Annotated in this window: 28 protein-coding genes; 16 read left to right on the top strand and 12 right to left on the bottom strand. The window is 68.1% G+C overall.

The features are described 5' to 3' along the window. The first annotated feature begins 36 nt into the window (after nt 1-36). The 5 genes from RBB84_RS18475 to RBB84_RS18455 all read left to right on the top strand — a co-directional run bounded on the left by RBB84_RS18475 (nt 37) and on the right by RBB84_RS18455 (nt 5,222). Complete coding sequence (locus RBB84_RS18475; protein WP_024102390.1) at nt 37-636, top strand: TetR family transcriptional regulator; 600 nt, start codon at nt 37-39, stop codon at nt 634-636. An 86-nt stretch (nt 637-722) separates the two neighbouring features. Then, on the top strand, nt 723-1,919 hold the full coding sequence (locus RBB84_RS18470) for an acyl-CoA dehydrogenase family protein (protein WP_024102389.1): 1,197 nt from the start codon (nt 723-725) through the stop codon (nt 1,917-1,919). Further along, the gene (locus tag RBB84_RS18465) at nt 1,916-2,656 is read left to right on the top strand and encodes a hotdog fold domain-containing protein (protein ID WP_024102388.1); all 741 of its coding nucleotides are present in this window, start codon (nt 1,916-1,918) and stop codon (nt 2,654-2,656) included. Before RBB84_RS18470 ends, RBB84_RS18465 begins: the two co-directional genes overlap by 4 nt. Then, entirely contained in the window at nt 2,653-3,528 is an 876-nt protein-coding gene (locus tag RBB84_RS18460) for an alpha/beta hydrolase (protein WP_024102387.1), read from the top strand. The genes RBB84_RS18465 and RBB84_RS18460 overlap by 4 nt, the downstream gene beginning before the upstream one ends. Continuing rightward, nucleotides 3,525-5,222 carry an AMP-binding protein gene (locus RBB84_RS18455; protein WP_024102386.1) on the top strand — a complete coding sequence of 566 codons (1,698 nt, stop codon included), beginning with the start codon at nt 3,525-3,527 and terminating at the stop codon, nt 5,220-5,222. Before RBB84_RS18460 ends, RBB84_RS18455 begins: the two co-directional genes overlap by 4 nt. A gap of 38 nt (nt 5,223-5,260) precedes the next feature. Here the strand turns inward: RBB84_RS18455 and RBB84_RS18450 are convergent, their stop codons facing one another. Both RBB84_RS18450 and RBB84_RS18445 read right to left on the bottom strand, forming a co-directional pair. Beyond that, nucleotides 5,261-6,559, bottom strand: a complete 1,299-nt coding sequence (locus RBB84_RS18450) for an MFS transporter (RefSeq protein ID WP_019288841.1) — start codon at nt 6,557-6,559, stop codon at nt 5,261-5,263. A 75-nt stretch (nt 6,560-6,634) separates the two neighbouring features. Then, a complete protein-coding gene (locus tag RBB84_RS18445) occupies nt 6,635-6,964 on the bottom strand; it encodes a GYD domain-containing protein (RefSeq protein WP_006553126.1) in 330 nt (109 codons plus the stop codon). 127 nt (nt 6,965-7,091) lie between these two features. Here RBB84_RS18445 and RBB84_RS18440 point away from each other — a divergent pair, with 127 nt between their 5' ends. After that, a complete protein-coding gene (locus tag RBB84_RS18440; protein ID WP_024102384.1) occupies nt 7,092-7,499 on the top strand; it encodes a TIGR03618 family F420-dependent PPOX class oxidoreductase in 408 nt (135 codons plus the stop codon). 25 nt (nt 7,500-7,524) lie between these two features. Here the strand turns inward: RBB84_RS18440 and RBB84_RS18435 are convergent, their stop codons facing one another. Continuing rightward, nucleotides 7,525-8,106 (bottom strand): HdeD family acid-resistance protein, encoded by a 582-nt coding sequence (locus RBB84_RS18435; protein ID WP_064256428.1) that lies wholly within the window; start codon nt 8,104-8,106, stop codon nt 7,525-7,527. Between the two features lie 98 nt (nt 8,107-8,204). Between RBB84_RS18435 and RBB84_RS18430 the strand changes: the two genes are divergently transcribed. Both RBB84_RS18430 and RBB84_RS18425 read left to right on the top strand, forming a co-directional pair. After that, the gene (locus RBB84_RS18430; RefSeq protein ID WP_024102382.1) at nt 8,205-9,017 is read left to right on the top strand and encodes a DUF72 domain-containing protein; all 813 of its coding nucleotides are present in this window, start codon (nt 8,205-8,207) and stop codon (nt 9,015-9,017) included. Beyond that, nucleotides 9,014-9,529 carry a hypothetical protein gene (locus RBB84_RS18425; protein WP_006553130.1) on the top strand — a complete coding sequence of 172 codons (516 nt, stop codon included), beginning with the start codon at nt 9,014-9,016 and terminating at the stop codon, nt 9,527-9,529. Before RBB84_RS18430 ends, RBB84_RS18425 begins: the two co-directional genes overlap by 4 nt. A 13-nt stretch (nt 9,530-9,542) precedes the next feature. Here the strand turns inward: RBB84_RS18425 and RBB84_RS18420 are convergent, their stop codons facing one another. Then, nucleotides 9,543-10,055, bottom strand: a complete 513-nt coding sequence (locus RBB84_RS18420; RefSeq protein WP_064256429.1) for a MarR family transcriptional regulator — start codon at nt 10,053-10,055, stop codon at nt 9,543-9,545. Nucleotides 10,056-10,125: 70 nt separating this feature from the next. Between RBB84_RS18420 and RBB84_RS18415 the strand changes: the two genes are divergently transcribed. Then, nucleotides 10,126-11,538, top strand: a complete 1,413-nt coding sequence (locus tag RBB84_RS18415; RefSeq protein ID WP_064256430.1) for an FUSC family protein — start codon at nt 10,126-10,128, stop codon at nt 11,536-11,538. Between the two features lie 62 nt (nt 11,539-11,600). Here RBB84_RS18415 and RBB84_RS18410 read toward each other — a convergent pair whose 3' ends face one another. After that, on the bottom strand, nt 11,601-11,999 hold the full coding sequence (locus RBB84_RS18410; RefSeq protein ID WP_006553133.1) for an Lsr2 family protein: 399 nt from the start codon (nt 11,997-11,999) through the stop codon (nt 11,601-11,603). A gap of 37 nt (nt 12,000-12,036) precedes the next feature. Continuing rightward, entirely contained in the window at nt 12,037-13,113 is a 1,077-nt protein-coding gene (locus RBB84_RS18405; RefSeq protein WP_064256431.1) for a nucleoside hydrolase, read from the bottom strand. A 59-nt stretch (nt 13,114-13,172) separates the two neighbouring features. Between RBB84_RS18405 and RBB84_RS18400 the strand changes: the two genes are divergently transcribed. Beyond that, nucleotides 13,173-13,979 (top strand): acyl-CoA thioesterase domain-containing protein, encoded by an 807-nt coding sequence (locus RBB84_RS18400; protein WP_064256432.1) that lies wholly within the window; start codon nt 13,173-13,175, stop codon nt 13,977-13,979. A gap of 19 nt (nt 13,980-13,998) precedes the next feature. Continuing rightward, nucleotides 13,999-14,649 (top strand): cyclase family protein, encoded by a 651-nt coding sequence (locus tag RBB84_RS18395; RefSeq protein WP_024102378.1) that lies wholly within the window; start codon nt 13,999-14,001, stop codon nt 14,647-14,649. 49 nt (nt 14,650-14,698) lie between these two features. Here RBB84_RS18395 and RBB84_RS18390 read toward each other — a convergent pair whose 3' ends face one another. Continuing rightward, on the bottom strand, nt 14,699-15,370 hold the full coding sequence (locus RBB84_RS18390) for a FadR/GntR family transcriptional regulator (RefSeq protein ID WP_006553137.1): 672 nt from the start codon (nt 15,368-15,370) through the stop codon (nt 14,699-14,701). Nucleotides 15,371-15,557: 187 nt separating this feature from the next. On the opposite strand from RBB84_RS18390, the gene RBB84_RS18385 reads away from it, so the two are divergent. After that, nucleotides 15,558-17,342 (top strand): 2-isopropylmalate synthase, encoded by a 1,785-nt coding sequence (locus tag RBB84_RS18385; RefSeq protein WP_064256433.1) that lies wholly within the window; start codon nt 15,558-15,560, stop codon nt 17,340-17,342. Here the strand turns inward: RBB84_RS18385 and RBB84_RS18380 are convergent. Beyond that, nucleotides 17,311-18,042, bottom strand: coding sequence for a M50 family metallopeptidase (locus RBB84_RS18380; protein ID WP_006553139.1), 732 nt, complete (start codon nt 18,040-18,042; stop codon nt 17,311-17,313). The two genes, RBB84_RS18385 and RBB84_RS18380, sit on opposite strands and share 32 nt — an antisense overlap. Before the next feature lie 53 nt (nt 18,043-18,095). Here RBB84_RS18380 and RBB84_RS18375 point away from each other — a divergent pair, with 53 nt between their 5' ends. Then, entirely contained in the window at nt 18,096-18,794 is a 699-nt protein-coding gene (locus RBB84_RS18375) for an AzlC family ABC transporter permease (RefSeq protein ID WP_064256434.1), read from the top strand. Beyond that, entirely contained in the window at nt 18,787-19,116 is a 330-nt protein-coding gene (locus RBB84_RS18370; RefSeq protein ID WP_059382666.1) for an AzlD domain-containing protein, read from the top strand. The genes RBB84_RS18375 and RBB84_RS18370 overlap by 8 nt, the downstream gene beginning before the upstream one ends. Here RBB84_RS18370 and RBB84_RS18365 read toward each other — a convergent pair. Both RBB84_RS18365 and aztD read right to left on the bottom strand, forming a co-directional pair. After that, entirely contained in the window at nt 19,086-20,324 is a 1,239-nt protein-coding gene (locus RBB84_RS18365) for a glycosyltransferase 87 family protein (RefSeq protein ID WP_024102374.1), read from the bottom strand. The two genes, RBB84_RS18370 and RBB84_RS18365, sit on opposite strands and share 31 nt — an antisense overlap. 232 nt (nt 20,325-20,556) lie before the next feature. Further along, the gene (gene aztD / locus RBB84_RS18360; protein ID WP_024102373.1) at nt 20,557-21,798 is read right to left on the bottom strand and encodes a zinc metallochaperone AztD; all 1,242 of its coding nucleotides are present in this window, start codon (nt 21,796-21,798) and stop codon (nt 20,557-20,559) included. 217 nt (nt 21,799-22,015) lie between these two features. On the opposite strand from aztD, the gene RBB84_RS18355 reads away from it, so the two are divergent. Further along, on the top strand, nt 22,016-23,203 hold the full coding sequence (locus RBB84_RS18355) for an ATP-binding protein (RefSeq protein WP_064256435.1): 1,188 nt from the start codon (nt 22,016-22,018) through the stop codon (nt 23,201-23,203). Nucleotides 23,204-23,225: 22 nt separating this feature from the next. On the opposite strand, the gene RBB84_RS18350 is transcribed toward RBB84_RS18355, so the two are convergent. Together RBB84_RS18350 and RBB84_RS18345 are read right to left on the bottom strand one after the other, a co-directional pair. Next, nucleotides 23,226-23,900: a nitroreductase gene (locus RBB84_RS18350; protein WP_064256436.1), complete on the bottom strand. Its 675-nt coding sequence runs from the start codon at nt 23,898-23,900 to the stop codon at nt 23,226-23,228. 110 nt (nt 23,901-24,010) lie between these two features. After that, entirely contained in the window at nt 24,011-25,018 is a 1,008-nt protein-coding gene (locus RBB84_RS18345) for an NAD(P)H-dependent glycerol-3-phosphate dehydrogenase (protein WP_064256437.1), read from the bottom strand. 157 nt (nt 25,019-25,175) lie between these two features. On the opposite strand from RBB84_RS18345, the gene RBB84_RS18340 reads away from it, so the two are divergent. After that, on the top strand, nt 25,176-25,625 hold the full coding sequence (locus RBB84_RS18340; protein ID WP_026061046.1) for a helix-turn-helix transcriptional regulator: 450 nt from the start codon (nt 25,176-25,178) through the stop codon (nt 25,623-25,625). Nucleotides 25,626-25,629: the final 4 nt, after the last annotated feature.

The following is a 25,629-nucleotide window of genomic DNA, read 5'->3' as shown; positions in this document are numbered from 1 at the left end:
TTGCTGGTCGGCGCGATGTGTGCCTACTGTGCAGGGATGAACAGCCGGTCGAACGGAGCGTCCTCGTCCATTCGGGAACGGATTCTCGAGACCGCGCTCGACGAGTTCTACGAGTGCGGATTCCACGGGGCGACGATGCGCAATATCGCCAACGCCGCAGGTTGCAGCGCTGCCAACGTCTACAACCACTTCGAGAACAAGTCGGAACTGCTCGTGGAAATTCTCCGCCGCGCGAGTGACGAGCAGTTCACGGCGACCCGCAACGCGCTGCGCAAGGTCCGTGACGATCCGGCCGAGCGGTGGCGCGCGGCGGTCGCGGCCCACGCGCTGTACACCGCGCGGAATCCGCGGGCCTGCCTGGTGGCGAATTCGGAACTGCGGTATCTCGGCCCGCTCGACCGCAAGCGCGTGGTGGGCTCACGCGACGCGCAGGAACAACTCTTCGTCGATATCGCGGAAGACGGTGTGGAGCAGGGACTTTTCACGATCGAACGAGTGCATCAAGGGGTCACCGCGGTGCTGACGATGTGCGCCGGCATCCCCCTCTGGTTCCGGGAGAGCGGACCCCTCTCGGCACAGGAGGTCGCCGACGATTTCGCCGGATACGCGCTCAATCTGGTCGGATATTCGCGCTGAACCGTTGACGGGTCATGGGTGCCGTGCTGTACTGGGTGAACAAGCGTTAATGATCTACTCCGGTCCATCGAAGGAGTGCACCTCCCATGACCCACCGCCCCTCGCAGCCGCGCACCGATTCCCCGCGCTATCTCACCGAGGAACGCCTCGCGATCCGCGACCTCGCCCGCGACTTCGCGATGACGAAGGTGCTGCCCGTCGCCAACGAACTCGACCCGGTCCAGGGCACCATCCCCGACTCCCTCAAGAAGGAGATGGCCGAGATCGGCTTCTTCGGGATCATGATCCCCGAGGAACACGGCGGTCTCGGGCTCGGCGTCTTCGAGTACTGCCTCGTGGCCGAGGAGCTGTCGCGGGCATGGATGAGCGTGTCGGGTCTGCTCGCCCGCGGCAACGGCATGGGCGGCGGCTTCACTCCCGAGCAGGAGGCGGCGCTGCTGCCGAAGGTCGCGCGCGGTGAGTACCTCGGCGCGTATGCCCTGTCGGAGGCCGAGGCCGGCTCCGACGTCGCGAACATCTCGTGCCGCGCCGTGCGCGAGGGCGACGAGTGGGTCGTCAACGGCACCAAGATGTGGTGCACCTATGCCGACGAGGCCGACTACCTCGTGCTCTTCGCCCGCACCGATCCGAACAAGGACCCGGCCAAGCCGCATCGCGGCATCAGCGCCTTCCTCGTCGAGAAGGAACGCGGTGTGTTCCCCGAGGGCATCTCGGGTACCAAGGTCCGCAAGATCGGCTACTTCGGGTGGAGTACCTGGGAACTGTCGTTCGACAACTTCCGCATCCCGGCCGACAAGATGCTCGGCGAGGAGGGCAAGGGCTTCTATCTCGCCGTGTCCGGTCTCGAGGTGGGCCGTGCCCACACTGCCGCCCGCGCCATCGGTCTCGCCCGCGCCGCGCTCGAGGATTCGATCGAGTACGTGCACACCCGCCGCCAGTTCGGCCGTCCCATCGGCGATTTCCAGCATCTGAGGTTCAAGATCGCGAAGATGGCCGCCGACATCGAGGCAGCGCGCCAGCTGATGTACTCGGTCGCCACCGACATCGATACCGGCCGGCGGTGCTCGCTCGAGGCGTCGATGTGCAAGCTCGTCGCCACCGAGATGGCCGAGCAGGTCACCAGCGAGGCCGTGCAGATCCACGGCGGCGCCGGATACACCACCGACTTCCAGGTCGAACGCCATTGGCGCGACGCACGTCTGACGAAGATCTTCGAGGGCACCAGCGAGATCCAGATGCGCATCATCTCCGACGAACTCCTGGGAAGGCCCGAGCAGGCATGAGCGCACACACCGTCACCCGCCCGCTCACCGTCGGGGACCGCACCGCCTCGGAACCCCGCACCGTGGCCGATGTCCTGACCGCCTCCGGTACGGTGGCACCGGCGAACTCACCCGTCCTCGGTGCCCTGGCCGTCGCCTCGCTCGTCCCGTCCGTTCCCGGTGGCGTACCGTCCGGATTCGACTGGAACGCACACGATCCGGTCTCCGCATCGGACGTCGTATCGGCGGACACCGCGATCACCCGCGTGTCCGGACGGACCGCGCACCGCTACGTCCGGCTCGTGGACCAGGCCGGCACGGTACGCGAATCCGGCACCGAGACATGGACCTTCGACGACGAACAGCCGACGGTTCCCGAACTGGACTTCTGCACACCCGCCTGGGGCGCACTGCTCGCCGAGAGCCTCTCGGAAGACCGGGACTTCACTTCCTCGCTGTCCACCTGGGACGGCACCGTCGGACTGCGCAGCGGCGAGATCGAACTGCACCTGCGCATCTACAAGGGGCGGATCGTCGACGTCACCCGGCGCACCCCGCACGGCGCGACGTTCACCTTCGTCGCGTCCGACCACGCCTGGACCGATCTCGTCCTGTCCGAGGAGAACGACTTCATGCGCCGCGCCATCCGCGGCGAATTCTCCTCCACCGGAGACGGATACGAATACCTACGCCTGACCAAGCCGCTCAACACGATCATCGGGCACGCCCGCGCCCTCGCCCGAAAGGCCCGCTCATGATCGAGGCCCGCTACCTGGAGATCGGCGGAGCGCTCGGCTTCGTCGAGATCGTCACTCCCGACGCACGATCCGGCAACGCGCTCGACGCGACCGACCTGCCCACCGTCCTGTGTATCCACACTGCGGGCCAGAGCGGCGTGCAGTGGCGCCACGCGGCCCGGGATCTCGCCGACCGCGGCTACCGGGTGGTCGTCCCCGACCTGCCCGGCCACGGACGTTCCGAACCGGCACCCGGCGGCCCCGTCACGAGCCTGATCACCTACGGCGACTGGTTGTGCGAGGTGCTCGACGCGCTCGGGATCGACCGGCCGTTCGTCATGGGCTGCTCGATCGGGGGCAAGCTCACACTCGAACTCGCGACCCGCCCGGACCGTCCGCTGTCCGGGGCCGTGGCGATGGAAGCCGAGCCCGGCCCGGGCCGCGTCAACGTCACCGGTCTGCGCCGCGAACTCGAGGACGTCGCCGGACCGTCGCGCTCCGAGCGCACCTATCTGGGAACTCTTGCATCCGTGGGACGTTCGGTTCCGGAGGTGAAGGCGCACACGATCGCGCTCATGCACAAGCGGGAGGACCCGGAGATCTCGTCGTCCGACCTCATCGGCTGGGGAACCCACGACGTGCGCGACCGCCTCGACCGGGTGACCGCACCGATCCACCTCGTCGCCGGCGTCGACGACCCGTGGATCGACCCCGACGCCGTGGCCCGGGCAGCGGACACCATCAACGACGCACTTCCCGGACGCGCCCGCTTCACGGCACTGGCCGGTATCGGGCACTATCCGATGGAGGAGATCGACGACTTCGCCGCGCTCGCCGACACCTGGATCGGTGAACTGCGTCGGGTCGCTGTTCCCGAGGAGGCAGCGCTGTGACCACCACCCGCACCGACACCCTGCCCGCACTGCTCGACGGGCTCGTCGCCGCGAATCCGGATGCCCCGATCGCCTACGACATCGTCGACGACGTGGCGGTGGCCCGCAGCCGCGGAGAGTTCCGCGACCGGGTCGAGGCCGTGCGCAGCGAACTCGACGGCATCGGCTTGCGCGCCGGCCAGTGCATCGCGGTGATGTTGCCGAACTGGTCCGACGCACTCGTGTGGCAGTTCGCGGCCTCCGCGCTCGGTGCCCACGTCATCGGTGTCAACACCCGCTACAACACCCGTGAGGTCGCGCACATACTCACCGCCGCACGACCTGCCGTCGTGGCCGTGCCGGCTGCCTTCCACGGACTCGACCTGTTCGGTCGGCTCACCGAGGCCGCGGCGTCCGTGCCCGATGTGTCCACCCCGGTGGTTGCGGTGGTGCCCGGACCGGCGAACCCCTCGGCGTCCCCGGCCGACTTCGATCTCGGCGGAGGCGCGTGGACGGCCGGCAGCGGCGACACGCGTGGCGCGAGCGCTCCCGAGACCCCCGACACCGCGACACTCACGCCGGCCGGGATCGACGACGATCCCGAGGATCGGATCGCGGTGGCGTTCACGACATCCGGTTCCACGGGCGTGCCCAAGCTGGCCGCACATCGCGGCAACGCGGTCGTCCGTCACGGACGCGCCGACGCCGCGGTCATGAAGGTCGCCGAGGGCGACGTGGCGTTGTGCGTGCTCCCGGTCTCGGGTGTCTTCGGTTTCAGTACCGCGATGGCGGCGCTCGCCGGTGGGGGAGCGCTGCTCATGGAGACGGTATTCGATCCGGATGCGGTCCTGCGCCGGATGCGGGAGGTCGGGGTCACGCACGCGGTGGGCGCCGACGACCTGTTCGGCCGTCTCTACGACGCCTGGCACGACGGCGAACGCGTCGATCTGTCGTCATTGCGCTGGGTCGGCATCGCCGACTTCCTCGGCCGCTCCCACGAGATCGCCCGATGGCTGCGCGACGAATTCGGCACCCACACCTCCGGTGTGTTCGGTTCGTCCGAGGTCTTCGCCCTCGCGATGCTGTGGAACGCCGACGATCCGGAATCGGTGCGTTGGAACGGTGGCGGACGCGCGGTCGACACGGCGATCGAACTGCGGGTCGCCGATCCCTACGACGATCGGGTCCTCCCGGCCGGCGAACAGGGCGAACTGCAGTTCCGCGGCCCGAACGTCGTCGACGCCTATCTCGGCAACCCCGACGCCGCCGCGCGCGCGTTCACGGCCGACGGTTGGTTCCGCAGCGGCGACCTCGCCGTCGACCTCGGCGACGGGGGTTTCCGTTACGTCTGCCGGATGGGCGACGTCCTGCGCCTGCGCGGCTTCCTCGTCGACCCCGCCGAGATCGAGACGCGTCTGGCGGAGCATCCCGGCGTGGCCACGGCCAAGGTCGTCGGCATCGCCGGCGACGGCGGTTACACGGAGGCGATCGGTTTCGTCGTCCCCACCGACGACGCACCCGCGGACACGACCTCGGTGACCCTTCGGGCCTGGTGCCGCGAGACCCTCGCCGCCTTCAAGGTGCCCACGGCGATCCATGTCATCGAACGGATGCCCACCACGGTCGGGGGCAACGGCTCGAAGATCCGCGCCGTGGAACTGCGCGAGTGGGCCCGCGAGTGGGCCGGTAGTGAACGCGACTTCCGAGCCGGATAGCGTCCTGCGTCGTCACGATCCGCACGCGGTCGCGTCGCTCAGTTGCGGCCCATCGGTGCGGTCGTGGCGACGCGGCCCCTGGTGAGAATCGACAGCGACGCGGCGACCGCGCACAGGGACGCTCCGGCCCACCACGCGTAGGTGTAGGTGCCGAGGTTGTCGCGGATGACCCCGGCTCCGAAAGCGGCCGCCGCGGCACCGATCTGGTGGGAGGCGAACACCCAGCCGAACACGATGGTTCCGCGGTCGCCGAAGATCCGGCGGCACAGCATCGCAGTCGGCGGCACGGTGGCGACCCAGTCCAGGCCGTAGACCACGACGAACAGGATCATGCTGGGGTGCACGGACTCCTGCAGCAACCAGGGCAGCAGGAGCAGACCCACGCCGCGGAAGGTGTAGTAGAAGGCCAGCAGCTTGCGGGGGTCGAACTTGTCGGTCAGCCATCCGGAGGCGATGGTGCCGACGATGTCGAAGATCCCCACGGCGGCCATGAGGCTCGCCGCGGTGGTCGTGGGCATGCCGTGGTCGTGGGCCGACGGGATGAAGTGGATGCCGACGAGTCCGTTGGTGGTGGCTCCGCAGATGGCGAAGGCGATCGCGAGGGCCCAGAACGCCCGGTGACGCACCGCGAAGACCAGCCCTTCGAGAGCGCGGCCGACGGCACCACCGGTCGCCCGCGCCGGCGCGATGTAGGTCTCGGGGTCGGCCCCGTAGGGCAGGACGCCGCGCTCGTCGGGATGATCGCGGATCACCGCCCACACCAGCGGGACGACGACGAGCGCCGCCGCGGCGATCACGAGGGAGGCCTGCCGCCACCCGACGTTCTCCGCGAGCGCGGCCACGGGAGGGAGGATCACCAGCTGGCCGGTCGCGGAACCGGCCGTGAGGATGCCCATCACCAGGCCGCGCCGCTCGACGAACCACCGGTCGGCGATGGTCGCCGCCAGGACCAAAGCCATCGACCCCGTGCCGGTACCGATGAGCAGTCCCCAGAACACGAGCAACTGCCACGAGGCGGTCATGGCGACGCTGCCACCGGCGCCGAGGGCCACCAGGAACAGCGCCGACGAGATCACCCGGCGCATGCCGAACCGGTCCATCAGGGCGGCGGCGAACGGTGCGACGAGTCCGAACAGGACGAGGTTGATGCTGACCGCGAGCGACATGACGCTCGTCGACCAGCCGAACTCGTCGTGCAGCGGCACCATGAGCGCGCCGGGTGCCGCCCGGAAGCCGGCGGCGCCGAACAACGCGAGGAAGGCCACCGCGGCGACCCACCATGCCGGGTGGATGCGGGCCGGTCGGTGGTCACTGCGCTGGGCCGGGCGCACACTCATCACGAATTCACTTTCTTCGAGAAAGCAACAGGATGAGCAGACGATACCCAGCAGTGCGTCGCGGGAGGCGAGCGGTCAGCCGTCCTGGCTCCCCGGCGTCCGGTAACTCGCGTCGCGGCGCGCGGCCTCGTCGACCTGTTCGGGGGTGAGCAGGGCGATCGGCGTGGAGCGCGCGGCGCCGGAGGCGATGGTGCGGAGTTCGAGTGTCGCGGCCGCGATCTCGTCGGGCACCTCGCCGAGCACGTACAGATCGTGACCACCGAGCGCGAAGTGCACCGAATCGACCGTCCCGCCCACACTTTCGACCATCCGGACGATGGCGTCGCGCCGGGACGTACCGCCGTCCGTGAGCAACCCGCGTGCGCCGTCCGCGGTGTAGTTCACCTGCCAGAGATATCGCGGCATGATCGTCTCCTTTCGAGGATCCCGACCTCCATGGTCGGTCCTCCCCTCGTCACCCGGGACGGTTTCGCCGGGAATCGCGGCCTAGTCTCGATATCGAGATCCATCCACCGCATCGAAAGGGAGTGCCGTGCCGAAACGACCCGTGCCCGGGGCCGTCGCAGAATTCCTCACCCAGCCCAACTACGCCACGATCAGCTCTCTGCGCCCGGACGGTCATCCGGTGTCCGTTCCGACCTGGTACGTCTACGAGGACGGCCGCATCCTCGTCAACATGGACTCCACCCGTAAGCGCCTCGACTACCTGCGGAACGATCCGCGGGTGAGCCTGTCGGCGATGGATCCGCAGGACTGGATCACGCACGTGAGCCTCCAGGGGCGGGTCGTCGAATTCACCGACGATCCGTCCCTGGAGGACATCGACCGGATCGCTCGCCACTACACGGGCGAGCCGTACCACGCGCGCGACGGCAAGCGCGTCAACGCGTGGATCGAGATCGACCGCTGGCACGCGTGGGGTCGCCTGCGCAACGCCTGAGATCGATCGGGGAAAAGGCCGGTGGTCAGATGACGCCGGCCTTCTTCGCCGCACTGCGTGCCTGGAACGCCAGGATGATGAGCAGCACGCCGAACAGGATCGCGTAGATGCCGAGCAGGACGATCAGGCTCAGGATGCCCTCGCCGGGGAAGATCAGCAGCACGATGCCGAACAGGACGGCGACGACGCCGGCGAGCACCGACCACACCCATCCGGACTCGGGGACCTTCCGGAACCGGATGCCGCCGACGATGCCGGTGATGCCGAACAGGATGGCGTAGAACGCGATCACGTACAGCAGTGCGAGTGCGGTGATGCCGGGCCAGAACAGTGCGACGAGGCCGGCGAGGACGGAGATGACGCCCATGGCGAGCCACCAGCCCCAGCCCTCGGGCTTGTCACGGACCGACTGGACGACCAGTACGATGCCGTCGATGATCGCGTAGGCCGCGAAGACGACCACCAGCGCCCACACGGTGATGCCGGGCCAGACGAGTGCGACGACACCGAAGAGGACCGCGAGGATGCCGCGCAGCAGCACCACCCACCAGATCTGCTTCAGTAATGATCGGAACGGATCGTTGGAAGAAACCGAGCTCGTGGACATGACGGCTCCTGGCGTGTGATGTGATCTTGTAGCCCAGAGGATAAGCGCGGTCGTGCTGCTTCGCGTGCCGAATCGAAGCCGAGGTTACGCTCGGAAACGTGGCCGGGGCGAGGATCGGGATATCGGGATGGCGCTATCCGGGCTGGCGCGGAGACTTCTATCCGGAAGGACTCGTCCAACGCCGGGAACTCGAATACGCCGCCCAGCGGTTCGGATCGATCGAGATCAACGGCTCGTTCTATTCGCTGCAGCGCCCGAGCAGCTATCTCGCGTGGCGGGACGCCGCACCCGACGACTTCGTCTACGCCGTCAAGGGCGGGCGGTTCGTCACCCACATGAAACGGCTCGCGGGTGTCGACGACGCCCTCGCCAATTTCTTCGCCTCCGGTGTGCTCGCGCTCGGCCCGAAACTCGGTCCGGTGCTGTGGCAGCTCCCGCCGACGCTCGGTTTCGAGGAGGACAGGTTCGCGGACTTCTTCACCCGGTTGCCCCGCACGACGATGGCCGCCGGCGAACTCGCCCGCCGGCACACCGACAAACTCGCCGACGATCGGGTGTGGGTGGAGGTGGACGCCGAGCGTCCGCTGCGGCACGCCGTCGAGGTGCGGCATCCCGACCTCGCGAGCCCGCAGGCCGTGGAGTTGCTGCGCGCGCACGACATCGGGCTCGTCGTCGCCGACACGGCCGGAAAGTTCCCGTTCCTCACCGACGTCACGAGCGATTTCGTCTACGTGCGGATGCACGGCGACAAGGAGCTGTATGCGAGCGGGTACACCCCCGACGTTCTCGACGTGTGGGCCGAGCGGATCCGCGGATGGCTGGGCGACGGCAGGGACGTCTACGTGTACTTCGACAACGACATGAAAGGCTGTGCACCGCACGACGCGCTCGCGTTGCAGGAACGCCTGTGACCGGGCGTCCGGAGGAAGGACAGGAGATCGCTGTGTGGCCCGACCACTGGCCGAGAACGCCGCGGGAGATCGCGACGGCCACCGCCGATGCGCTCGCCGCTGCCCGCAGCGAGTCGGCCGAGCCCTTCGACGAGGCGGTCGCGGTACTGGTCGACCTGCCCTACGAGCAGGTCACGGCCGTGCACGCGGGCATGGTCCGGGAGTTGCTCGAGGAACTGCATCCCGACGGTCTCGCCGGTGAGGACGTGCAGGCCGTGCTCGAACGCTCCGTCCGTTCCGGACTGCGATGGCTGCCATCGCTCGAACCCGAAGCCGTTGTTGCTGTGCTCACGGGTGCGCTCGGAGTGTCCGATTCCGACGCCGAACGCCCGAAGATCCGTCCCGAGCAGTATCTGGCCGCGGGCCTGCTCGTCGTCGCCGATCTCGTCGCTGCACGCCGCGTGGCTCCCGAGGCGTATCTGCGCCGCGCCGTGAGCGAGATCGAACGGGCCGAGACGCAGGAGATGCCCTGACCTGTTCGGGGGATCAGGCCGGATAGTGGTTCTCGACGTTGCGGACGACCTTGCGCAACAGGTCGGACAGGACCTGAACCTCGTCGTCGTCGAGTCCGTCGAGCATCTGCCGCTCGCGTGCCAGGCGTCGCGGGAACTCGTTCTCGACGAGTGCGCGCCCGTCGTCGGTGAGGGTGAGGAGGACGACGCGGCCGTCGCGTTCGAGTCGTGTGCGTTCGACGAGACCGAGTTTGGCGAGTCGCTCGGTGTGCTTCGTCGTCGACGCACCGGAGATCCCCGTGATCGAGGTGACTTCGCTGGCGCGTAACGGGTGGTCGCTGCGGGCGAGCGCGCTGAGTACCTCGAACTCGCTGCGGCTGATGCCGCTCGGTTCGAGTTCCCGATCGAAGTAGGTGAGCGCGAGCGACCCGATGCGGGTGATGCGACCGATCACGTCGATGGGGCGCAGGTCGAGGCCGGGGTAGTGGGAGGTCCATCCGAGACGTACGCGATCGACGTAATCGGGCTGGGGCGTCTCGGAGGGCATGTGGCAAGTCTAACGGCAGCGGACGAACAATTTCATAGATATTTTACCAGTGAAACAATAGGGTGGACGGATGCTGGACCGCCGACTCGACGACCGCCCTCAGCTCCGTCACACCCGGAGAGCGCTCGCGCATCCGCTGTCGGCGAGCGCGTGGAAGGACGCCCTCGAAGTGCGGCGCGGCGATCCGACCGTGGCCGTGGCGCTGCGCGTGGGGTTCGCGACGATGCTCGCCCTCGTCGGCGGCGGTCTGCTCGGTTACGGACAAGTCGCCGGCTTCGCCGCCCTCGGCGCACTCACCAGTGCCTTCCTGCGATACGAACCGTATCCGCTTCTCGCCGTGCGCCTTCCGTGGGTCGGCCTCGGCATCGTCGGTTACACCGCCTTCGGGGCTGCGCTCGGCGCGATGGGCGCCCCGCTGTGGGTGCAGATCGTTGCGCTCTCGCTGGGCTCGGCCGTCGCGTACTGGGTGTTCACGGCCTTCTCGCTCATGGGCCCCGGCCCGGTGATCCTCATCTTCGCGGCCGCCGGCGCCGCCGGTTTCTCCGACGGATGGGGCGATGCGGGCCTGGTCACCGCCGCGGCGACCATCGGTGCGCTGCTCGGATATGTCATCGCGATGCTCCCCGCGCTCTCCCATCCCCACACGCCCGCTCGTCTGGCGGTCGCACGCGCCCTCGCGGCGGTCTCCGCCGTCGAGATCCGCGGTGCGGACGCCGTTCCCGCTGCGCGACAGAGCATCCGGAAGGCGCGCGAGACCGTCGCACTGAACGCCCCGCGACGTCCGGACGCCCATGTCCACGAACTGGCCGCACTGCTCGACGCGGCCGAGACGGTTCTCGACAGCGGGTCGCACGACACCTCCCGCGCACGTCGCGACGATTTCTCCCGATTCGAGAAGGAACTTCGGAAAGCGCGGCGCGACATCGAGATTCCGCGTGTCGATGCCGAGGGGCGGCCGGTGCTGCCCACGCCGCCCGGCTTCGTCCGCGAAGGATGCGGTCGTCTGCTCGACCGTCTCGTGCTGATCGGAGCGGCCCGGATCTTCGTGGCGTCGTTGCTCGCCGCGTCGTTCGCCGCACCGATCGGGCTCGACCATCCGTTGTGGGCTGCGATGGGTGCCATGGCGGCGCTGCAAGGATTGAACTATCGCAACACTGTTCAGCGCGGTATCCAGCGTCTGATCGGAAATGTCGGCGGCGCCATGATCGCTGCCGTGCTGCTCGCGCTCGACCTGGGCTACTGGCCGGTGGTCGCGGCCGCCGTGCTGTTCCAGACGCTCACCGAACTCACGGTGACCCGGAACTACGGGCTCGCCTCGGTCGGGGTGACGACGATGGCGTTGCTGCTCACCGGTCTCGGGCAGCACGCGGGTCCGGGCCTCGCCGTCAACCGGGTCGCCGACACCGTCATCGGCGTGGTCGTGGGCGTGATCGTCGCTGCGGTGACCATCCGACGCGACGACCGGCACCATCTCGTCGCGTGACGAGGCGGCACCGGTCGTCGGTGGTGTTCATGGCCTGCCGCGGGGAGGCAGCCGGGTGATGCTCAGGAGTGAGCGGCTTCGAACCGCTCGAGGATGTGACGCGGGATCCGGCCGCGCGAGCTGACGTCGTAACCCTTGTTACGGGCCCAGTGCCGGATCGCGGCCAGTTGCTCCGGCGACCGGGTGGGCGGAATCGCCTTGTGAGTCCCCGCCGTCCGTGTGCGGGCCTTCGTTGCCGTCTGCTTCGGCGTGATGGTGCGGGTGCTCGAAGCGGGCTTCTCAGGTGCCTTCTCGTGCAACCACGGGCGGAGTACCGCCAGGAACTTGTCTGCGTTCGCCGGCCGCAGGTCGATTTCGTACTCGTCGTCGTCGACCGTGATGCGGAACGACTGCGCCAGGCCGTCCATGATCGGTTGGCCGTCGATATCGTCGAAATATTGGACGCGCACTTTCTGTGCCACGTTTATCTCCTTGTCCCCGAACTGTGCGCTGTCGACGCTAGTTCTTACTCGGGGGTAGGTTCAAGTCGCGAATGTACGATCCCACCCGCTCGACGAAATGATCGAAGAACTCTGCCGGACGGGTGCCCGCCACGATATCCGCGTTCGGCGTCCTCTGCCACATACCGGACAGATCGGCGACCGTCGTGCCCCGGGTGAGCCGTCCGTCGAGCTCGACGTCGACCGTCGCGGGCCGGGAGGTGTAGGGAACCGTGCCCAGCGCGACCGCCGCGGCGAACGGGTCGTGCACGTGCGCGAGGAAGCCCAGGCCCTGGTCACGGTGGAATTCCATGTAGAACCGCAGTGCATCGGAGATGTGGCGGACGAGAGGGACATCGGCCGTCGACCGCGTACCGCGCGGAGCGTCCGGGGACAGCTCCCCGGATCGGGGCACACCGACGACGTCCCCGATCCGCGCGACATGCTCGGGATGCATCTCGATCGACTCCGTGACATCGAGCGGGCACACGATCGGTCGCCGGTCCGGAGGGACGATCGAGAACGCGTCGAACACGACCTTGGCGGCCTCCGGATCCACCGCGACGTTCCATTCCGAGGTCGGCGTCGTATTACCGGGATGGTGGAAACACCCACCCATGATCACGAGGCGACGCAACCGCGACGGCAATTCCGGGTCGATGCGCAGGGCGAGGGCGAGGTTGGTGAGGGGGCCGGTGACGAGCCCGGTGAGCTCTCCCGGATGCTCGCGGGTGAGATCGACCCACGCCTGCGCGGCCGATCGCGGCGACCGCGACTGCGACGCAGCGGGGAGTTCCGCATACCCGATCCCCTGTGGACCGTGCGTGTCCTCGGTGGTCATCAGTGGCGTGACCAGCGGAACCTGCGATCCGGCAGCCACTTCGATATCGGACCGACCGCACACCTCGAGCCACGACAGCGTGTTGGCGGTGACCTGGTCCACCGGCACGTTCCCCGCCGTGCACAGGGCGGCGACGATCTCGGCTTCCGGGCTCGCGACGAGATAGAGCAGGGCGAGAGCGTCGTCGATGCCGGTGTCGACGTCGACGATCAGGCGGGTACGGGCAGCCGGAACATCGGGTTCGTGTACATGCACGATCCCATCTTCGGGTATCCCGATGAGCGCACCGCGGCCGGTGCTGGGAGAATTCCCGAATGCACGAGCGCAAGAACCGCGGTTTTTTCACCGAGGACGACGGTGTCTACCTGCCCACGAAGTATGCGACCAGCCCGTGGTCGGACACGATGCTCAACGGGCCGTGTGTGAGCGGTCTGGTGGCGCGTGAGCTCGAGATCCACCATGCCGTCGAGGGTTTCGTCCCGTCCCGGTTCACGCTCGATCTCTTCAGGCCGGTCCGCAACGAGCCGATCACCTTCACCACCACCCGGGTGCGCGACGGCAACCGCATCCGCGTCGCCGACGCGAACCTGATGCAGGGTGGAGAGGTGTCGGCGCGCGCGACGCTCACCTTCCTCCGCAAGTCGGCGCCGCCGCCCGGGTCGGTGTGGTTGCGCGGCGAGTCCCCGACGCCTCCTCCCGGTTCCCCGGAGACGCAGCCCGGGCCGCTCGAGTACTCGTCGTGGTACGGCAGCGACGGCCCGGGATGGACGCGGGTGCGGTCGGAACACCAGAACTCCGATCGCAAGCGCCTGTGGTCGCGGCAGCTGCCGATCATCGTCGGCGAGGAGCTGTCGCCGTTCGTCAACACCGCGACCGTCGGTGAGGGCACGTCGTTCGTGGCCAACTGGTCGGACAAAGGTGTCGGCTACATCAATTCCGATGTCACCCTGGCACTGTCCCGCCTGCCGGAAGGACCGGAGGTCGGTATCGAGGCCGACAACCACATCAGCAGCGAGGGCATCGCGGTCGGCACGGCGGTGCTGTTCGACCGTCTCGGCGCGTTCGGCACCGGTGTGGTCACGGCGCTCGCGAATGCGCAGCGGCAGGTCGATTTCGGCTGACCCGAACAGGAGTGATGTCATGCGTGTTCGGCGGATCGTCGACCTGACCCACGTGATCTCCCCGGCCATCCAGGTCTATCCCGGGGATCCGGCACCGACGTTCACACCGCACGCCACCGTCGAGACCGACGGATTCGACCTGATGCGCATCGACATGGGATCGCAGACCGGGACCCACGTCGACGCGCCGCGACACGTGCGCAGCGGCGGCGCCGCGATCGACGCGGTACCGCCGGAGAACTTCGTGGGACGCGGAGTGGTGCTCGACGTGCGCGCCCGCGTCGGCGCCGGTGCGCTCGTCACCGCCGACATGTGGGGTGGGCCTGCGATCGGCTCCGGCGACATCGCGCTGGTCCTCACCGGCTGGTCGCGGTATTTCGGCACCGACCGCTATTTCGAGCATCCGGCCCTGAGCGTCGACGCGTGCCGGTGGTTGCTCGACCGCGGCGTCCGCACGGTCGGAATCGACGCGCCGAGCGTGGATCCCACGGGCGACGAGACGCTCGCAGCGCACCACGTGCTCGCCGACGCGGGCGCGATCATCTGCGAGAACCTGCGCAATCTCGACGCGATCGACTTCGCGGATCCGCTCGTGTCCTTGCTGCCGATCCCGTTCGCGGGCGTCGACGGGGCCCCGGTGAGGGCGGTCGCGATGCAGATCGAGAAGTGACCGTCCCGCACCCGGGAGGTCGAGAACCGTCCGCAGAGAACCGGCCCGGCTATCGGCCGAGTGCCGTCGTGAGCGAGGACAAGTGGTCGCGGGTGACGGCGGCGGCGGTCACCCCGTCACGGTCCGCGATGGCGTCGTAGATGCGTCGGTGGGTATCGTGGTCGGCGTCGTCCCCGTGGGTGCCGCGCGTGCGGAGCATTTCGATCATGGCGTGACGGTTACGGGGTGTGAAGCCGTCGAACAGGTCGAGAAGGATCGGGTTGTGTGCGGCGACCACGATGGTGCGGTGGAAGACGATGTCGGTGTCGACGTGTTCCTCGATGGCCGTGCGATGGGTTTCGCGTTCCCGCAGTGACTTCTTCAATGCCCGCAGTTCGGCGGGGGTGCGGCGCGCGGCGGCAAGGGCCGAGGCCTCGACCTCGACGGCGATGCGGGCCTCGATCACGGCGAGGATGTCGGCGCGCGCGACCGTGCGCGTCCAGTCCTCGGGTGCGTCGAGAGCGGTGACGAACACGCCGGCGCCCTGCCGGGTGGTCAGGATGCCGCGTCCGGCGAGCTGACGGATCGCTTCGCGGACGGTGGAGCGGCCGACGCCGAGCTGCGGAGCCAGCGTCGTCTCGCCGGGCAGCTTGGCGCCGAGCGGCCATTCTCCGGATCGGATGCGCTCGAGGAGCAGTTCGGCGGCCTGGTCGGCGAGAGGCTCGCGGCGGACGACGGTCATGGTTCCATCATCGCAGAGTCGCCTACTCCTCTACTTGTCCGAGGAGTTATGTTAGCCTTCGGGACATGCGCTCCTTCGCGTTCCTTCTCCTTCGCCGCCACGGCGGGGCCTAGCCGGACCGGCTCCCCGTCGTGGAGTCGAACACGCGTCGGTCCCTCGTAACGACGATCGACGAAGGACTTCTCCGATGAGCACCAGCACGTTCCCGCGAATCTTCACTCCTGCCGGTCCGGTTCCTGCCGACGCCCCCGTCTGGAACAGGCAGCGGCACTCCGCCATGCCCTCACATCGCTACCGCGATGTGTACTCTCGCGTGGAGGTTCCACTGGCGCAACGGAACTGGCCCACACAACGTCTGACCGCTGCCCCGCTGTGGGTGCCGGTGGACCTGCGCGACGGTAACCAGGCACTGGCCGAACCGATGGATCCCGGCCGCAAACGCCGCTTCTTCGAGCTGATGGTCGCGATGGGATACAAGGAGATCGAGGTCGGTTATCCGTCCGCCTCGCAGACCGACTTCGACTTCGTGCGCCTGATCGTCGAGACCGACATCGCGCCGCCGGACGTCACCATCGTGGTGTTCACCCCGGCACGTCGCGACCTCATCGAGCGGACGGTGGAATCCGTCCGGGGTGTCCGCAACGAGGTCGTCGTCCACATGTACACCGCGACCGCTCCCACCTGGCGCGAGGTCGTCCTCGACCGCGACCGTACCGCGCTGACGGAACTGATCGTCGCCGGTGGCCGCGACGTCCTGGAACTGGCCGGCGACCTGCCGAACGTGCGGTTCGAGTTCTCACCCGAGGTCTTCAACCTCACCGAACCCGACTACGCGCTCGAGGTGTGCGACGCGATCACCGAATTGTGGGACGCGACCCCCGAACGGCCGGTGATCGTGAATCTTCCGGCCACCGTCGAGATCGCGACCCCGAACGTCTATGCCGACCAGATCGAGTACATGCACACCAACCTCGCGCGACGCGACGCGGTGATCCTGTCCGTGCACCCGCACAACGATCGCGGCACAGGTATCGCGTGCGCCGAACTCGCCGTCCTCGCCGGGGCGCAGCGGGTCGAAGGGTGCGTGTTCGGCAACGGGGAACGCACCGGCAACGTCGACATTGCGACACTCGCACTGAACCTCCACGCACAGGGCATCGATCCGATGATCGATTTCTCCGACATCGACGAGATCCGCCGCACCGTCGAATACTGCAATCGCATCGAGATCCACCCGAGGCACCCGTATGTCGGCGACCTGGTGCACACCGCCTTCAGCGGCACTCATCAGGACGCGATCAGGAAAGGGTTCGCCGAGCACCGGGCACGCGCCGTCGCCGAGGGCCGTCCCGAGTCCGAGATCGATTGGCGAGTACCGTATCTGCCGATCGATCCCGCCGACATAGGACGTACCTACGACGCGGTGATCCGTGTCAATTCGCAATCCGGTAAGGGCGGGGTCGCCTACCTGCTCGAGAGCGAATACGGCATCGAAATTCCGCGTCGGCTCCAGATCGACTTCACTCGCCACGTGCAAGACCACACCGACACCAGCGGCGGGGAGGTCACTGCGACCGAACTGTGGGAGATCTTCGACACCGCATATCTCGCACGGCCGGACGTCCCGGGTGCACCGGTGCTGCGCGCCTTCGACGTGACCGACGCGGGCACCACGATCACGCTGGGTGTCGGCGGCACCGAACACCGCAGTGTCCACGAGGGCGTGGGTCCCGTCGAAGCATCGACCGACGCTCTCGCCCGTCTCGGCATCGATATCGAGGTGCTCGGCCTCCATCAGAGCAGCGTCGGCACCGACGCACTCACCCTGATCGAATTCCGCAGCGGCGACGACACACGGTGGGCAGCGGGGCGTCACCGCTCCGTGCTCACCGCGAGCCTGCACGCGGTCGTCCGTGCTGCCGCCTGCATCCCGAGGCCACTCAGGACAGCTGGGTCACCACGATCCGTGTGACGCCGTAGAAGGCGGTACCCGCCGTGACGATCGCGAACAGCGCGATCCATACGGCCGCCGGAACGCGGGTCAGTCCGCGCAACTGGTCGGCGTCCGAACCCCGGCCACGACCGCGCGAATGGGTGCGGGCGAGTTCGAGGACCGGGCGGGTCGCGCCGAGGAGCAAGACCCATGTGATCAGGTACGCCGCGGTGTACCGGACGATCGGGTCCCCGAGATAGGCGGCCGCACCGACGAGCGCACCCGCGATCACCACCGAGACGAATCCGTACAGATTGCGGATCAGCAGCAACAGGACGGCGAGCGCGGCGAGGATCGACCACAGCACCGCGGCGGGCCGATCCAGGGTCAGCAGCGTCGCCGCCGCGAATCCCAGCACGGCCGGACCGGTGTACCCGGCGAAGGTGGTCGCGACCATGCCGGGGCCTCGCGGGTTGCCGGACGACACCATCACCCCCGAGGTGTCGCTGTGCAGACGGATGCCCGACAGCTTTCGGCCCACGAGCGCCGCGACCAGCGCGTGCGACCCCTCGTGCGCCTGCGTGACGACATGGCGGGTCTTCAGCCACAGCGGCCGAACGGTGACGAGCACGAGTGCGACGATCGCCGTTCCGACGACGACCACCGTCGGAGCGGGCTGGTCGACGGTCGACACGGCCTGCCAGGCGGAGGACACGACCTCCGTGAACGAGGTGGACACAGATCACCTTCCTCCGGGCCGGGCGCCGAGACTTCCGGCCCGGCGATAGCCTGATGAGCATGCCCGACCGTCGTACCCTCGAGATCCGCGCGGGTATCAAGGACTCTTGGGCCGTCGGGCTGGGACTGATCCCGCTGGGGCTCGCGTTCGGTGTGGTTCTCACCCAGGGCGGGTTCGAATGGTGGTGGGCGCCGATCTTCTCCACCGTCATCTACGCGGGGTCGATGGAGTTCCTCGCGATCGGTCTGATCGCGGCGGTCACGCCGCTCGCCTCGGTCGCCGCGGCGACGCTGCTGGTGAACTTCCGGCACGTCTTCTACGGCCTGTCGTTCCCGCTGCACCGCATCCGCAGCCGGCTCGGGCGTCTCTACGGCGTCTATGCGCTCACCGACGAGTCGTACGCGATCGTCGCCCCCAAGGCACGTGAGCCGCTCTCGGGTACCCGCATCCTCACGGTCCAGGTGCTCTGCCAGCTGATGTGGGTCGTGTCGGGCACGATCGGCGCGTTGATCGGGGCAGTGCTCCCCGACGGGCTCGCCGGACTCGAGTTTGCCCTCACGGCACTGTTCGCGGTGCTTGCGATCGATGCCTTCCGCTCCAACCGCGACGTGCCGGCGCCGGTGCTCGCGCTGGTCTGCGGTCTCGTCGCATTGCTGGTCGCGAAAAGCCAGATGCTCGTCGTCGGGCTCGGGTTGTTCGTGGTGTGCCTGTTCGTGCGGTTCGTCTACCGGAACAAGGTGGCCCGTGCCTGAGTCGGTGCCCGGCGCCGGATATGTCCTCGGCGCTCTGGCGGTGATGTTCGTCGTGACGGTCGCGTTGCGCGCGGCGCCGTTCCTCGCGTTGTCGGCGCTGAAGAACTCCGCCTTCGTCGATTTCCTGGGCCGTACGATGCCCGCGGGCGTCATGGTGATCCTGGTGATGTACACACTGCGTGACGTGGGGGAGTCGACCTGGCTACCCGCGACCGTCGGTCTCGCGGGCACGATCGCGGTGCATCTGTGGCGACGCAACGCCGCGCTGAGCACCGTTGTCGGGACGGGTCTCTATCTCGTCGCGTCGGCGTTCTGGACCTGAGCCGGCGCGGCGACGGTCTCCTCGCGCTCGACGGCGTTCTCGGCACCGGGGCGACGATGGCGCGCGGCGACCATCGCGGCGACGAAGACTGCGATCGCGGCCAGGCACTGCGAGGTCCCGAGGACTTCGAGGAGCAACTGCTCGACCCAGCCGCCGGAGGACGCCTCACGCAGCAGGTGGTTGGGTCCGATGAGGAAGACCACGGTGGCGGGCCCCAGCACGGGCCACCAGCGGCGGTAGGCCGGCGCGACGAGCAGCGGCACGAGGAACAGCGCGTACACCCAGTGGTGGGTGACGGCGATCGGAGCGGCGAGCAGCGACGCCAGGCCCACCAGGGCCACCGCGACCACGGGCTCGTCGGCACGCAGGAAGCGGTAGGCGGCCCACGCGGTACCGGCCACGACGACCAGGGCACCGGCCAGCCACAGCGCCTTGGCGGTGCCGTCGGAGAAGTCGAAACGGGCGATGAGACCGGTGAGCGCCTGGTTGCGGAAGAACGACGGGTCGCCGGCGCGGTCGGTCGCGAAGAACTCCGTGGTCCAGAAGTAGACGGTCGAATCGGGGCGCAGCCAGTAGCCGAACGCGACGGTCGCGGCAAAGGCGCTCAGCGCGCGGAATGCCGACGGCCAGTCGCGGCGCAGCAGGAAGATCAGGCCGAAGGCGGCCGGGGTCACCTTGATGGCGGCGGCCAGCGCGATGCCGACACCGCGGAAGCGCTTCGGGATCACACCGAGCAGGTCGGCGACCACCAGTGCCATGAGCACGATGTTGATCTGGCCGAACGTGAAGTTGGAGCGGAACGGCTCGAGCCACAGCACCGGTCCGAGCGACGCGGCTGCGATCAGGCTCGGCTGCGACATGTCGAGTCGCTGGTAGACGACCTTGAGCACCCACCACACGAGAGCGATGAGTCCGATCGTCCACAACACCTGCAGGGCGGTGCTGCCCACCAACGCCATCGGGGCGAAGAGGAACGCCGCGAAGGGTGGGTAGATGAACCGGAAACCGGAATGGCTGAAGAACCCCTCGGTGTACAGCGGGGTGTGGTGCAGGAAGGCCCAGCCGGCATCGCGGAAGACGTCGAGATCCATGAGGTACTCGTTCAGCGCGTCGCGCAGGTATCCCGCGACTGCCAGCGCCGAGACCGTCAGACCGATGGCGATCAACAAGGATCGAACAGGTCGGGTACGGACTTCGGTCAACAGCACGGGCGGTACCTCCCGGTAGGAAACAGGTGCGTCGCCACGTTACACAATCGTTGTCTTCGGGATCAGGCGACGAGAGTATCGCCTCCCCAACCGTTTTGGTCGAGAAATCCGTTTCGCGAACTTGAAGAGTGAGGCGGATCACGTTGCGGAAGGATTTCGACCGGCCGGATGTGAGGGGACTATTCGGCTTTCTAGCTCCATAACTAGAAAGCCGAATACTCCGGTAGCGGGGTCAGGCGACGCCGCTGATCTCGTTCGGGGTGTGCGGCAGTTCGGCAGAGCGGATCTCACCCGAGGTCACGTCCACCGCGTACAGGGAATCGGTGGCGGGATCGGTGACGAACGCCGTATCGCCCCGCACCTCGAGTGCGGGCCGAGGTGCCTGCCACTCGTCGGGCTCGGTCCACGGCTCGAGCACCTCGATCCGCCGGACGATCTCGCCGGAGTCGGGATCGATCACGTGGAGGTTGCCGTCGGTGCCGAGAACGAGTGCTTCCCCTGCCGGTCCGCGACCGAGGGAGCGGAAGGTGTAACTCGTACCGAGGTCGACGAGACGCACCGACGCCGTGCGGGTGTCCACGAGCGCGACGCGCTCGGGCCGCTCGAGCTCGGCGTCGGGATCGGTCTTGTAGTCGCCGAGGACGACGGGCGAGTCCTCGCTGCCGGCCTGGTTCCCGATCCGGCCGTAGGGGTCGGGCACCGGCGCCTTTGTGAACGTTCCGTCGCGGAAGATCACCATGCCGTCCTCGCATCCGAAGGCGACGACCCCGTCGGCCGCGACCGTCTCACCGTGCACACCCGGGCACTGTTCGGTGCGCGTGATCTCGGTGCCGTTCTCGTCGAGCAGCGCTACACCGGTCCGATCCTCGGAATCGCCGAGGGTGACGAGCATGCCGCCGTCGGGCATCGGGACGGCCACGCCGTGGTGGGCCTCGGGGAGCGCGCGACTGTCGAGATCCGGCAGGTCGGTCGCCGAGGCGAGATCGGCGGGGTCGAACACGTCGATGCGTCCGGTGCCGTCGTCGAACAGGGCGGTGACCCCGGCGTGCGGCACGACGTGTCCGGGCTTCTCGGCGGCGAACGTCAGGTCGGTGAGCGTGGGTGCGCCGGCGTAGTGGTGACCGTGGTCGCCGTGGGCTTCCGTCCAGCTGCCGGTGTCGAGCACGCGGAATCCGCCTTCGGTGGAGATCAGCACGTGGCGTCCGTCGCCGGCAGGGGAGAGGCGGTTGAAACCGTCGAGTGCGAAGTCGTCGACGACGGTGAGTTCTCCTTCCTCGACGACGAGGACGCCGCCGTCGTAGGTCAGGGCGAGGCGCGGCTGCGCCGTCGCCACTTCGGAAGCGGCGGCGGAGGTCGTCGTCTCGGGGGTGTCGGCCGCAGTGGTGTCGGCCTCGGTCGTACCGCCGCAGGCGGCGGCGAAGGTTGCAGCGACGACGGTGAGGGCGGCGCCGCCGTAGCGGGAGAGCGTTGTCATGGGGAAAGAAATAGCCACTATCGAAAATGAATGTCAAAGTCTGAAATGCGCATGCGTGCATGTCGCTCTGGGCGGCCGAGGTTGCAGTTGTTGTCGAGAAATCTCCGAAATGTCGACAACAACTGCGGTTTCGAGCTCGGACATACGCGAATACGGCCGTCTACGACACGCACTAGATGAGCTCAGAATCCGATGAGTTCGCCGTTAGCATCGACGGATGGATCCTGTCCGCAACCCGTACGCCCCGGGCGCGGGACAGCGCCCGCCCGAGCTCGCCGGCCGCGAGAAGCAACTCACCGCGTTCGAGGTGGTCCTCGAACGGATCGCCCGGGAACGACCCGAACGCAGCGTCGTCCTCACCGGCCTCCGCGGTGTCGGCAAGACCGTCCTTCTCAACCATCTGCGCTCCGCCGCCATCGCGAAGAGCTGGGGCACCGGCAAGATCGAGGCCCGTCCCGATCAAGGACTGCGACGCCCCCTGTCGTCGGCGCTGCACATGGCGGTCCGCGAGATCGCCGCCGCGCATCCGGATCCGGAATCGGTGGAGTACTTCCTCGGGGTGCTCAAGTCGTTCGCGCTGCGGGCTACCGCCGACAAGGGCATGCGCGAACGCTGGCAACCCGGCATCGATGCTCCGGCAGTGAAAGGGCGGGCCGACTCGGGCGACATCGAGATCGACCTCGTCGAACTGCTTGTCGACGCAGCAGGACTCGCACGCGACGTGGGCGTGGGCATCGCATTGTTCATCGACGAGATGCAGGACCTCGGCTCCGACGACGTCTCAGCGATCTGCGGGGCCTGCCACGAGCTGAGCCAGGACGCCGCGCCGCTCATCGTCGTCGGGGCCGGTCTGCCGCACCTGCCCGCGGTGCTGTCGGCGTCGAAGTCCTACTCCGAGCGGCTGTTCACCTACCACCGCATCGACCGGCTCGACCGTGCGGCAGCGGATCTCGCGCTCATCGCGCCTGCGGCACGAGAGGACGTCGAGTTCACGCAGGACGCCCTCGACCTGCTGTACGAAACCGCCGACGGCTACCCGTATTTCGTGCAGGCCTATGGTAAGGCGACCTGGGACGTCGCAGCGGATTCGCCGATCACCGCCGACGACGTGCGGGTCGCGGCACCGACTGCGGAAGAGGAACTCGCCGTCGGCTTCTTCGGCTCCCGCTACGAACGGGCGACCCCCGCCGAACGCGAATACATGCGGGCCATGGCGGATCTGGCGGGCGACGACGGGCCTGTCGCGACCTCGAAGATCGCCGTCGAACTCGGACGGAAGCCTGCCTCCCTGTCACCTGCGCGCGACGGATTGATCAAGAAGGGCCTGATCTATTCCGCCGAGCGCGGGTTCATCGGGTTCACCGTTCCGCACTTCGGGCGGTACCTGCGCGCCCAGAACGACTGACCCGGCCGGGGTGATCGAAAGTTCAGTCGACCCACTCGACGGTCTCGTCGAGCGACGCGCGATTCGTGCGACACGCATTGGCCGGGTGCGCCTCGTCGGCGTAACCGAACGAGATGGCGCAGACGATGTCGCGGTCGTCGCCGATGTTCAGTTCGCGTCGCAGCGTGGTGGCCGTCATCGCGACGGCGGCCTGCGGGACGGCGGCGATGCCGAGCGACTCGGCGGCGAGCAGCAGGGTCGAAACGTAGCCACCGCAGTCGACGGCGCCGTACACGCCGAGGGCCTTGTCGGAGGTGATGATCGCGACGTGCGGTGCGCCGAAGAAGCGGTAGTTCTCGAGCATCTGCTCGGTGCGGCGCTGGTAGTCGTCGCGGGCGATGCCCAGCGCGTTGTACAGGGCGTAGCCGGCGCCGCGGCGACGCTCGGCATAGGCGCCGCGGTATTCGGCGGGTCCCGGGATGTCGGGATCCATGTTCCCCGAGGTGGCCTGCGCGTAGACGGCGTCGCGCAGGCGGTTGGTGGCGTCGCCGCTGACGATGTGCACCTGCCAGGGTTGGGAGTTGCACCAGGACGCGGTGCGCTGACCCATCTGCAGCATGCGTTCGATGTCCTCGCGCGGGACCTGTTTCGTCAGGAAGGCGCGGCAGCTGAAACGGGTGTCGAGCAGGGACGACAGCGCGTCGGCGGCAGAAGTCATGTCACCACGATGGCACATCACTTCACCGAGCGTTCGTTCAGCCGGTCGGGAGCACACGACAGGCGACTATTTGGCTTTCTACGATCCGTCCGAGAAAGCGGTAGAGAAGGTCAGACGATGTCCCTCTCGTCGCCGGGTGTGACCCGGCGCAGCCCCCGATAGGCATCGGTGGGGGTGCTCTTCCCGGTCACCACGGCCGCCACCTCGGCGGCGATCGGCATCTCCACCCCGTACTCGCGGGCGAGTTCCATGACCGTCGGCGCGGTCTTCACCCCTTCGGCGACCTGCCCCAGCGCCTCGACGGCCTCGTCGATGCTGAGCCCGCGCGCCAGCGCCTCACCGACCCGGCGGTTCCGCGACGACGGACTCGTGCACGTCGCGATGAGATCACCCATCCCCGTGAGGCCCGCGAACGTGCGCGGATCCGCACCCATGGCCTCACCGAGACGCGTCATCTCCGCCAGCCCACGGGCGAGGACCATCGCGCGGGTGTTGTCGCCGACGCTGAGTCCTTCGGCCATGCCGGCCGCGATCGCCACGATGTTCTTGAGGATCCCGCCCAGTTCGCAGCCGAGCACGTCGGTATTGCGATAGACGCGGAACAACGACGTGGCGAACAGCGGTTGCAGCGCCGCACTCACCGCTTCGTCCTGCATCGCGACCACCGACGCGGCGGCCATGCCGTCGGCGATCTCCCCGGCGATGTTCGGACCCGCGAGCAGCCCGACGGGGTGCCCCGGAAGGCATTCGGCGATCACCTCGGTGGGCCGCAGGCGGGTGCCCGGCTCGAGGCCCTTCACGAGCGAGACGACCGGAACCCACGCGCGGATCTCGTCGACGACCTGCTCGAGTGTCTTGCGCACTGCATGCGACGGCACACCGATCACCAGGACGTCGGCTTCGCGGGCGGCCTCTTCGAGATCGGACGTCGCGCGCAGGCCCTGCGGCAGTGGCCGTTCGCCGAGATATCGACGGTTGCGGTGCTCGGTGTCGATCTCACGCGCGATGTCGTCGTTGCGGGCCCACAACGTCGCCGGGGTGTTGCGTGCGGCCAACGACGCGATCGTGGTTCCCCACGATCCCGATCCGAGAACGACGACGCGAACCGCACGAGCCATCGGTGACCTTTCGTCCGTACGGGCAGGTATCGACAGAGTGTCAGTTTTCCGGTCCCGGCGGGTCCGGTTTGTGGTCCCGGGATCCTCGCGGGGCGGATGTGCTGTGGAGGCGCACGACGACAGGATCGAGGCGGCGCATCGTGGCACGATCGGACCCGTGCCCGGTAAACCCGTCACCGATCAGCGTCTGCGCGACCTCGCGTTGCTGCGCCGCGTCCGCGACCGCATCGACCGCGAGTACGCCCAGCCCCTCGACGTCGAGGCCCTCGCCCGCGGCGTGAACATGTCGGCCGGCCATCTCAGCCGCCAGTTCAGGCTCGCGTACGGCGAGTCGCCCTATTCGTATCTCATGACCCGGCGTATCGAGCGGGCCATGACGTTGCTGCGACGCGGCGACCTCACCGTCACCGAGGTGTGCTTCGAGGTGGGCTGTTCGTCGCTCGGCACCTTCAGTACCCGGTTCACGGAACTCGTCGGCGTGCCCCCGAGCGTGTACCGCAAGCAGGCGGCCGAGGAGACGAACGGCATCCCGTCGTGCGTGGCGAAGAATGTCACCAGACCGATCAGGAATCGAGAAGCGCGGACGGGTCCGCCGGTCATACCGTGATCGG

Source organism: Rhodococcus sp. D-6 (assembly GCF_040256695.1).
GTDB classification, from domain to species: domain Bacteria; phylum Actinomycetota; class Actinomycetes; order Mycobacteriales; family Mycobacteriaceae; genus Rhodococcus; species Rhodococcus pyridinivorans.
This window is presented reverse-complemented; position numbering and strand designations above follow the sequence as displayed.

Bases quoted from the DNA above. Each gene is read 5' to 3' on its own strand.
- RBB84_RS18460 (WP_024102387.1), top strand. From the start codon at position 2,653: ATGATCGAGGCCCGCTACCTGGAGATCGGCGGAGCGCTCGGCTTCGTC.
- RBB84_RS18385 (WP_064256433.1), top strand. From the start codon at position 15,558: ATGAGCACCAGCACGTTCCCGCGAATCTTCACTCCTGCCGGTCCGGTT.
- RBB84_RS18450 (WP_019288841.1), bottom strand. From the start codon at position 6,559: ATGAGTGTGCGCCCGGCCCAGCGCAGTGACCACCGACCGGCCCGCATC.
- RBB84_RS18470 (WP_024102389.1), top strand. From the start codon at position 723: ATGACCCACCGCCCCTCGCAGCCGCGCACCGATTCCCCGCGCTATCTC.
- RBB84_RS18420 (WP_064256429.1), bottom strand. From the start codon at position 10,055: ATGCCCTCCGAGACGCCCCAGCCCGATTACGTCGATCGCGTACGTCTC.
- RBB84_RS18435 (WP_064256428.1), bottom strand. From the start codon at position 8,106: ATGTCCACGAGCTCGGTTTCTTCCAACGATCCGTTCCGATCATTACTG.
- RBB84_RS18465 (WP_024102388.1), top strand. From the start codon at position 1,916: ATGAGCGCACACACCGTCACCCGCCCGCTCACCGTCGGGGACCGCACC.
- aztD (WP_024102373.1), bottom strand. From the start codon at position 21,798: ATGACAACGCTCTCCCGCTACGGCGGCGCCGCCCTCACCGTCGTCGCT.
- RBB84_RS18415 (WP_064256430.1), top strand. From the start codon at position 10,126: ATGCTGGACCGCCGACTCGACGACCGCCCTCAGCTCCGTCACACCCGG.
- RBB84_RS18350 (WP_064256436.1), bottom strand. From the start codon at position 23,900: ATGACTTCTGCCGCCGACGCGCTGTCGTCCCTGCTCGACACCCGTTTC.
- RBB84_RS18475 (WP_024102390.1), top strand. From the start codon at position 37: ATGAACAGCCGGTCGAACGGAGCGTCCTCGTCCATTCGGGAACGGATT.
- RBB84_RS18355 (WP_064256435.1), top strand. From the start codon at position 22,016: ATGGATCCTGTCCGCAACCCGTACGCCCCGGGCGCGGGACAGCGCCCG.
- RBB84_RS18395 (WP_024102378.1), top strand. From the start codon at position 13,999: ATGCGTGTTCGGCGGATCGTCGACCTGACCCACGTGATCTCCCCGGCC.
- RBB84_RS18445 (WP_006553126.1), bottom strand. From the start codon at position 6,964: ATGCCGCGATATCTCTGGCAGGTGAACTACACCGCGGACGGCGCACGC.
- RBB84_RS18345 (WP_064256437.1), bottom strand. From the start codon at position 25,018: ATGGCTCGTGCGGTTCGCGTCGTCGTTCTCGGATCGGGATCGTGGGGA.
- RBB84_RS18375 (WP_064256434.1), top strand. From the start codon at position 18,096: ATGAGCATGCCCGACCGTCGTACCCTCGAGATCCGCGCGGGTATCAAG.
- RBB84_RS18390 (WP_006553137.1), bottom strand. From the start codon at position 15,370: ATGACCGTCGTCCGCCGCGAGCCTCTCGCCGACCAGGCCGCCGAACTG.
- RBB84_RS18400 (WP_064256432.1), top strand. From the start codon at position 13,173: ATGCACGAGCGCAAGAACCGCGGTTTTTTCACCGAGGACGACGGTGTC.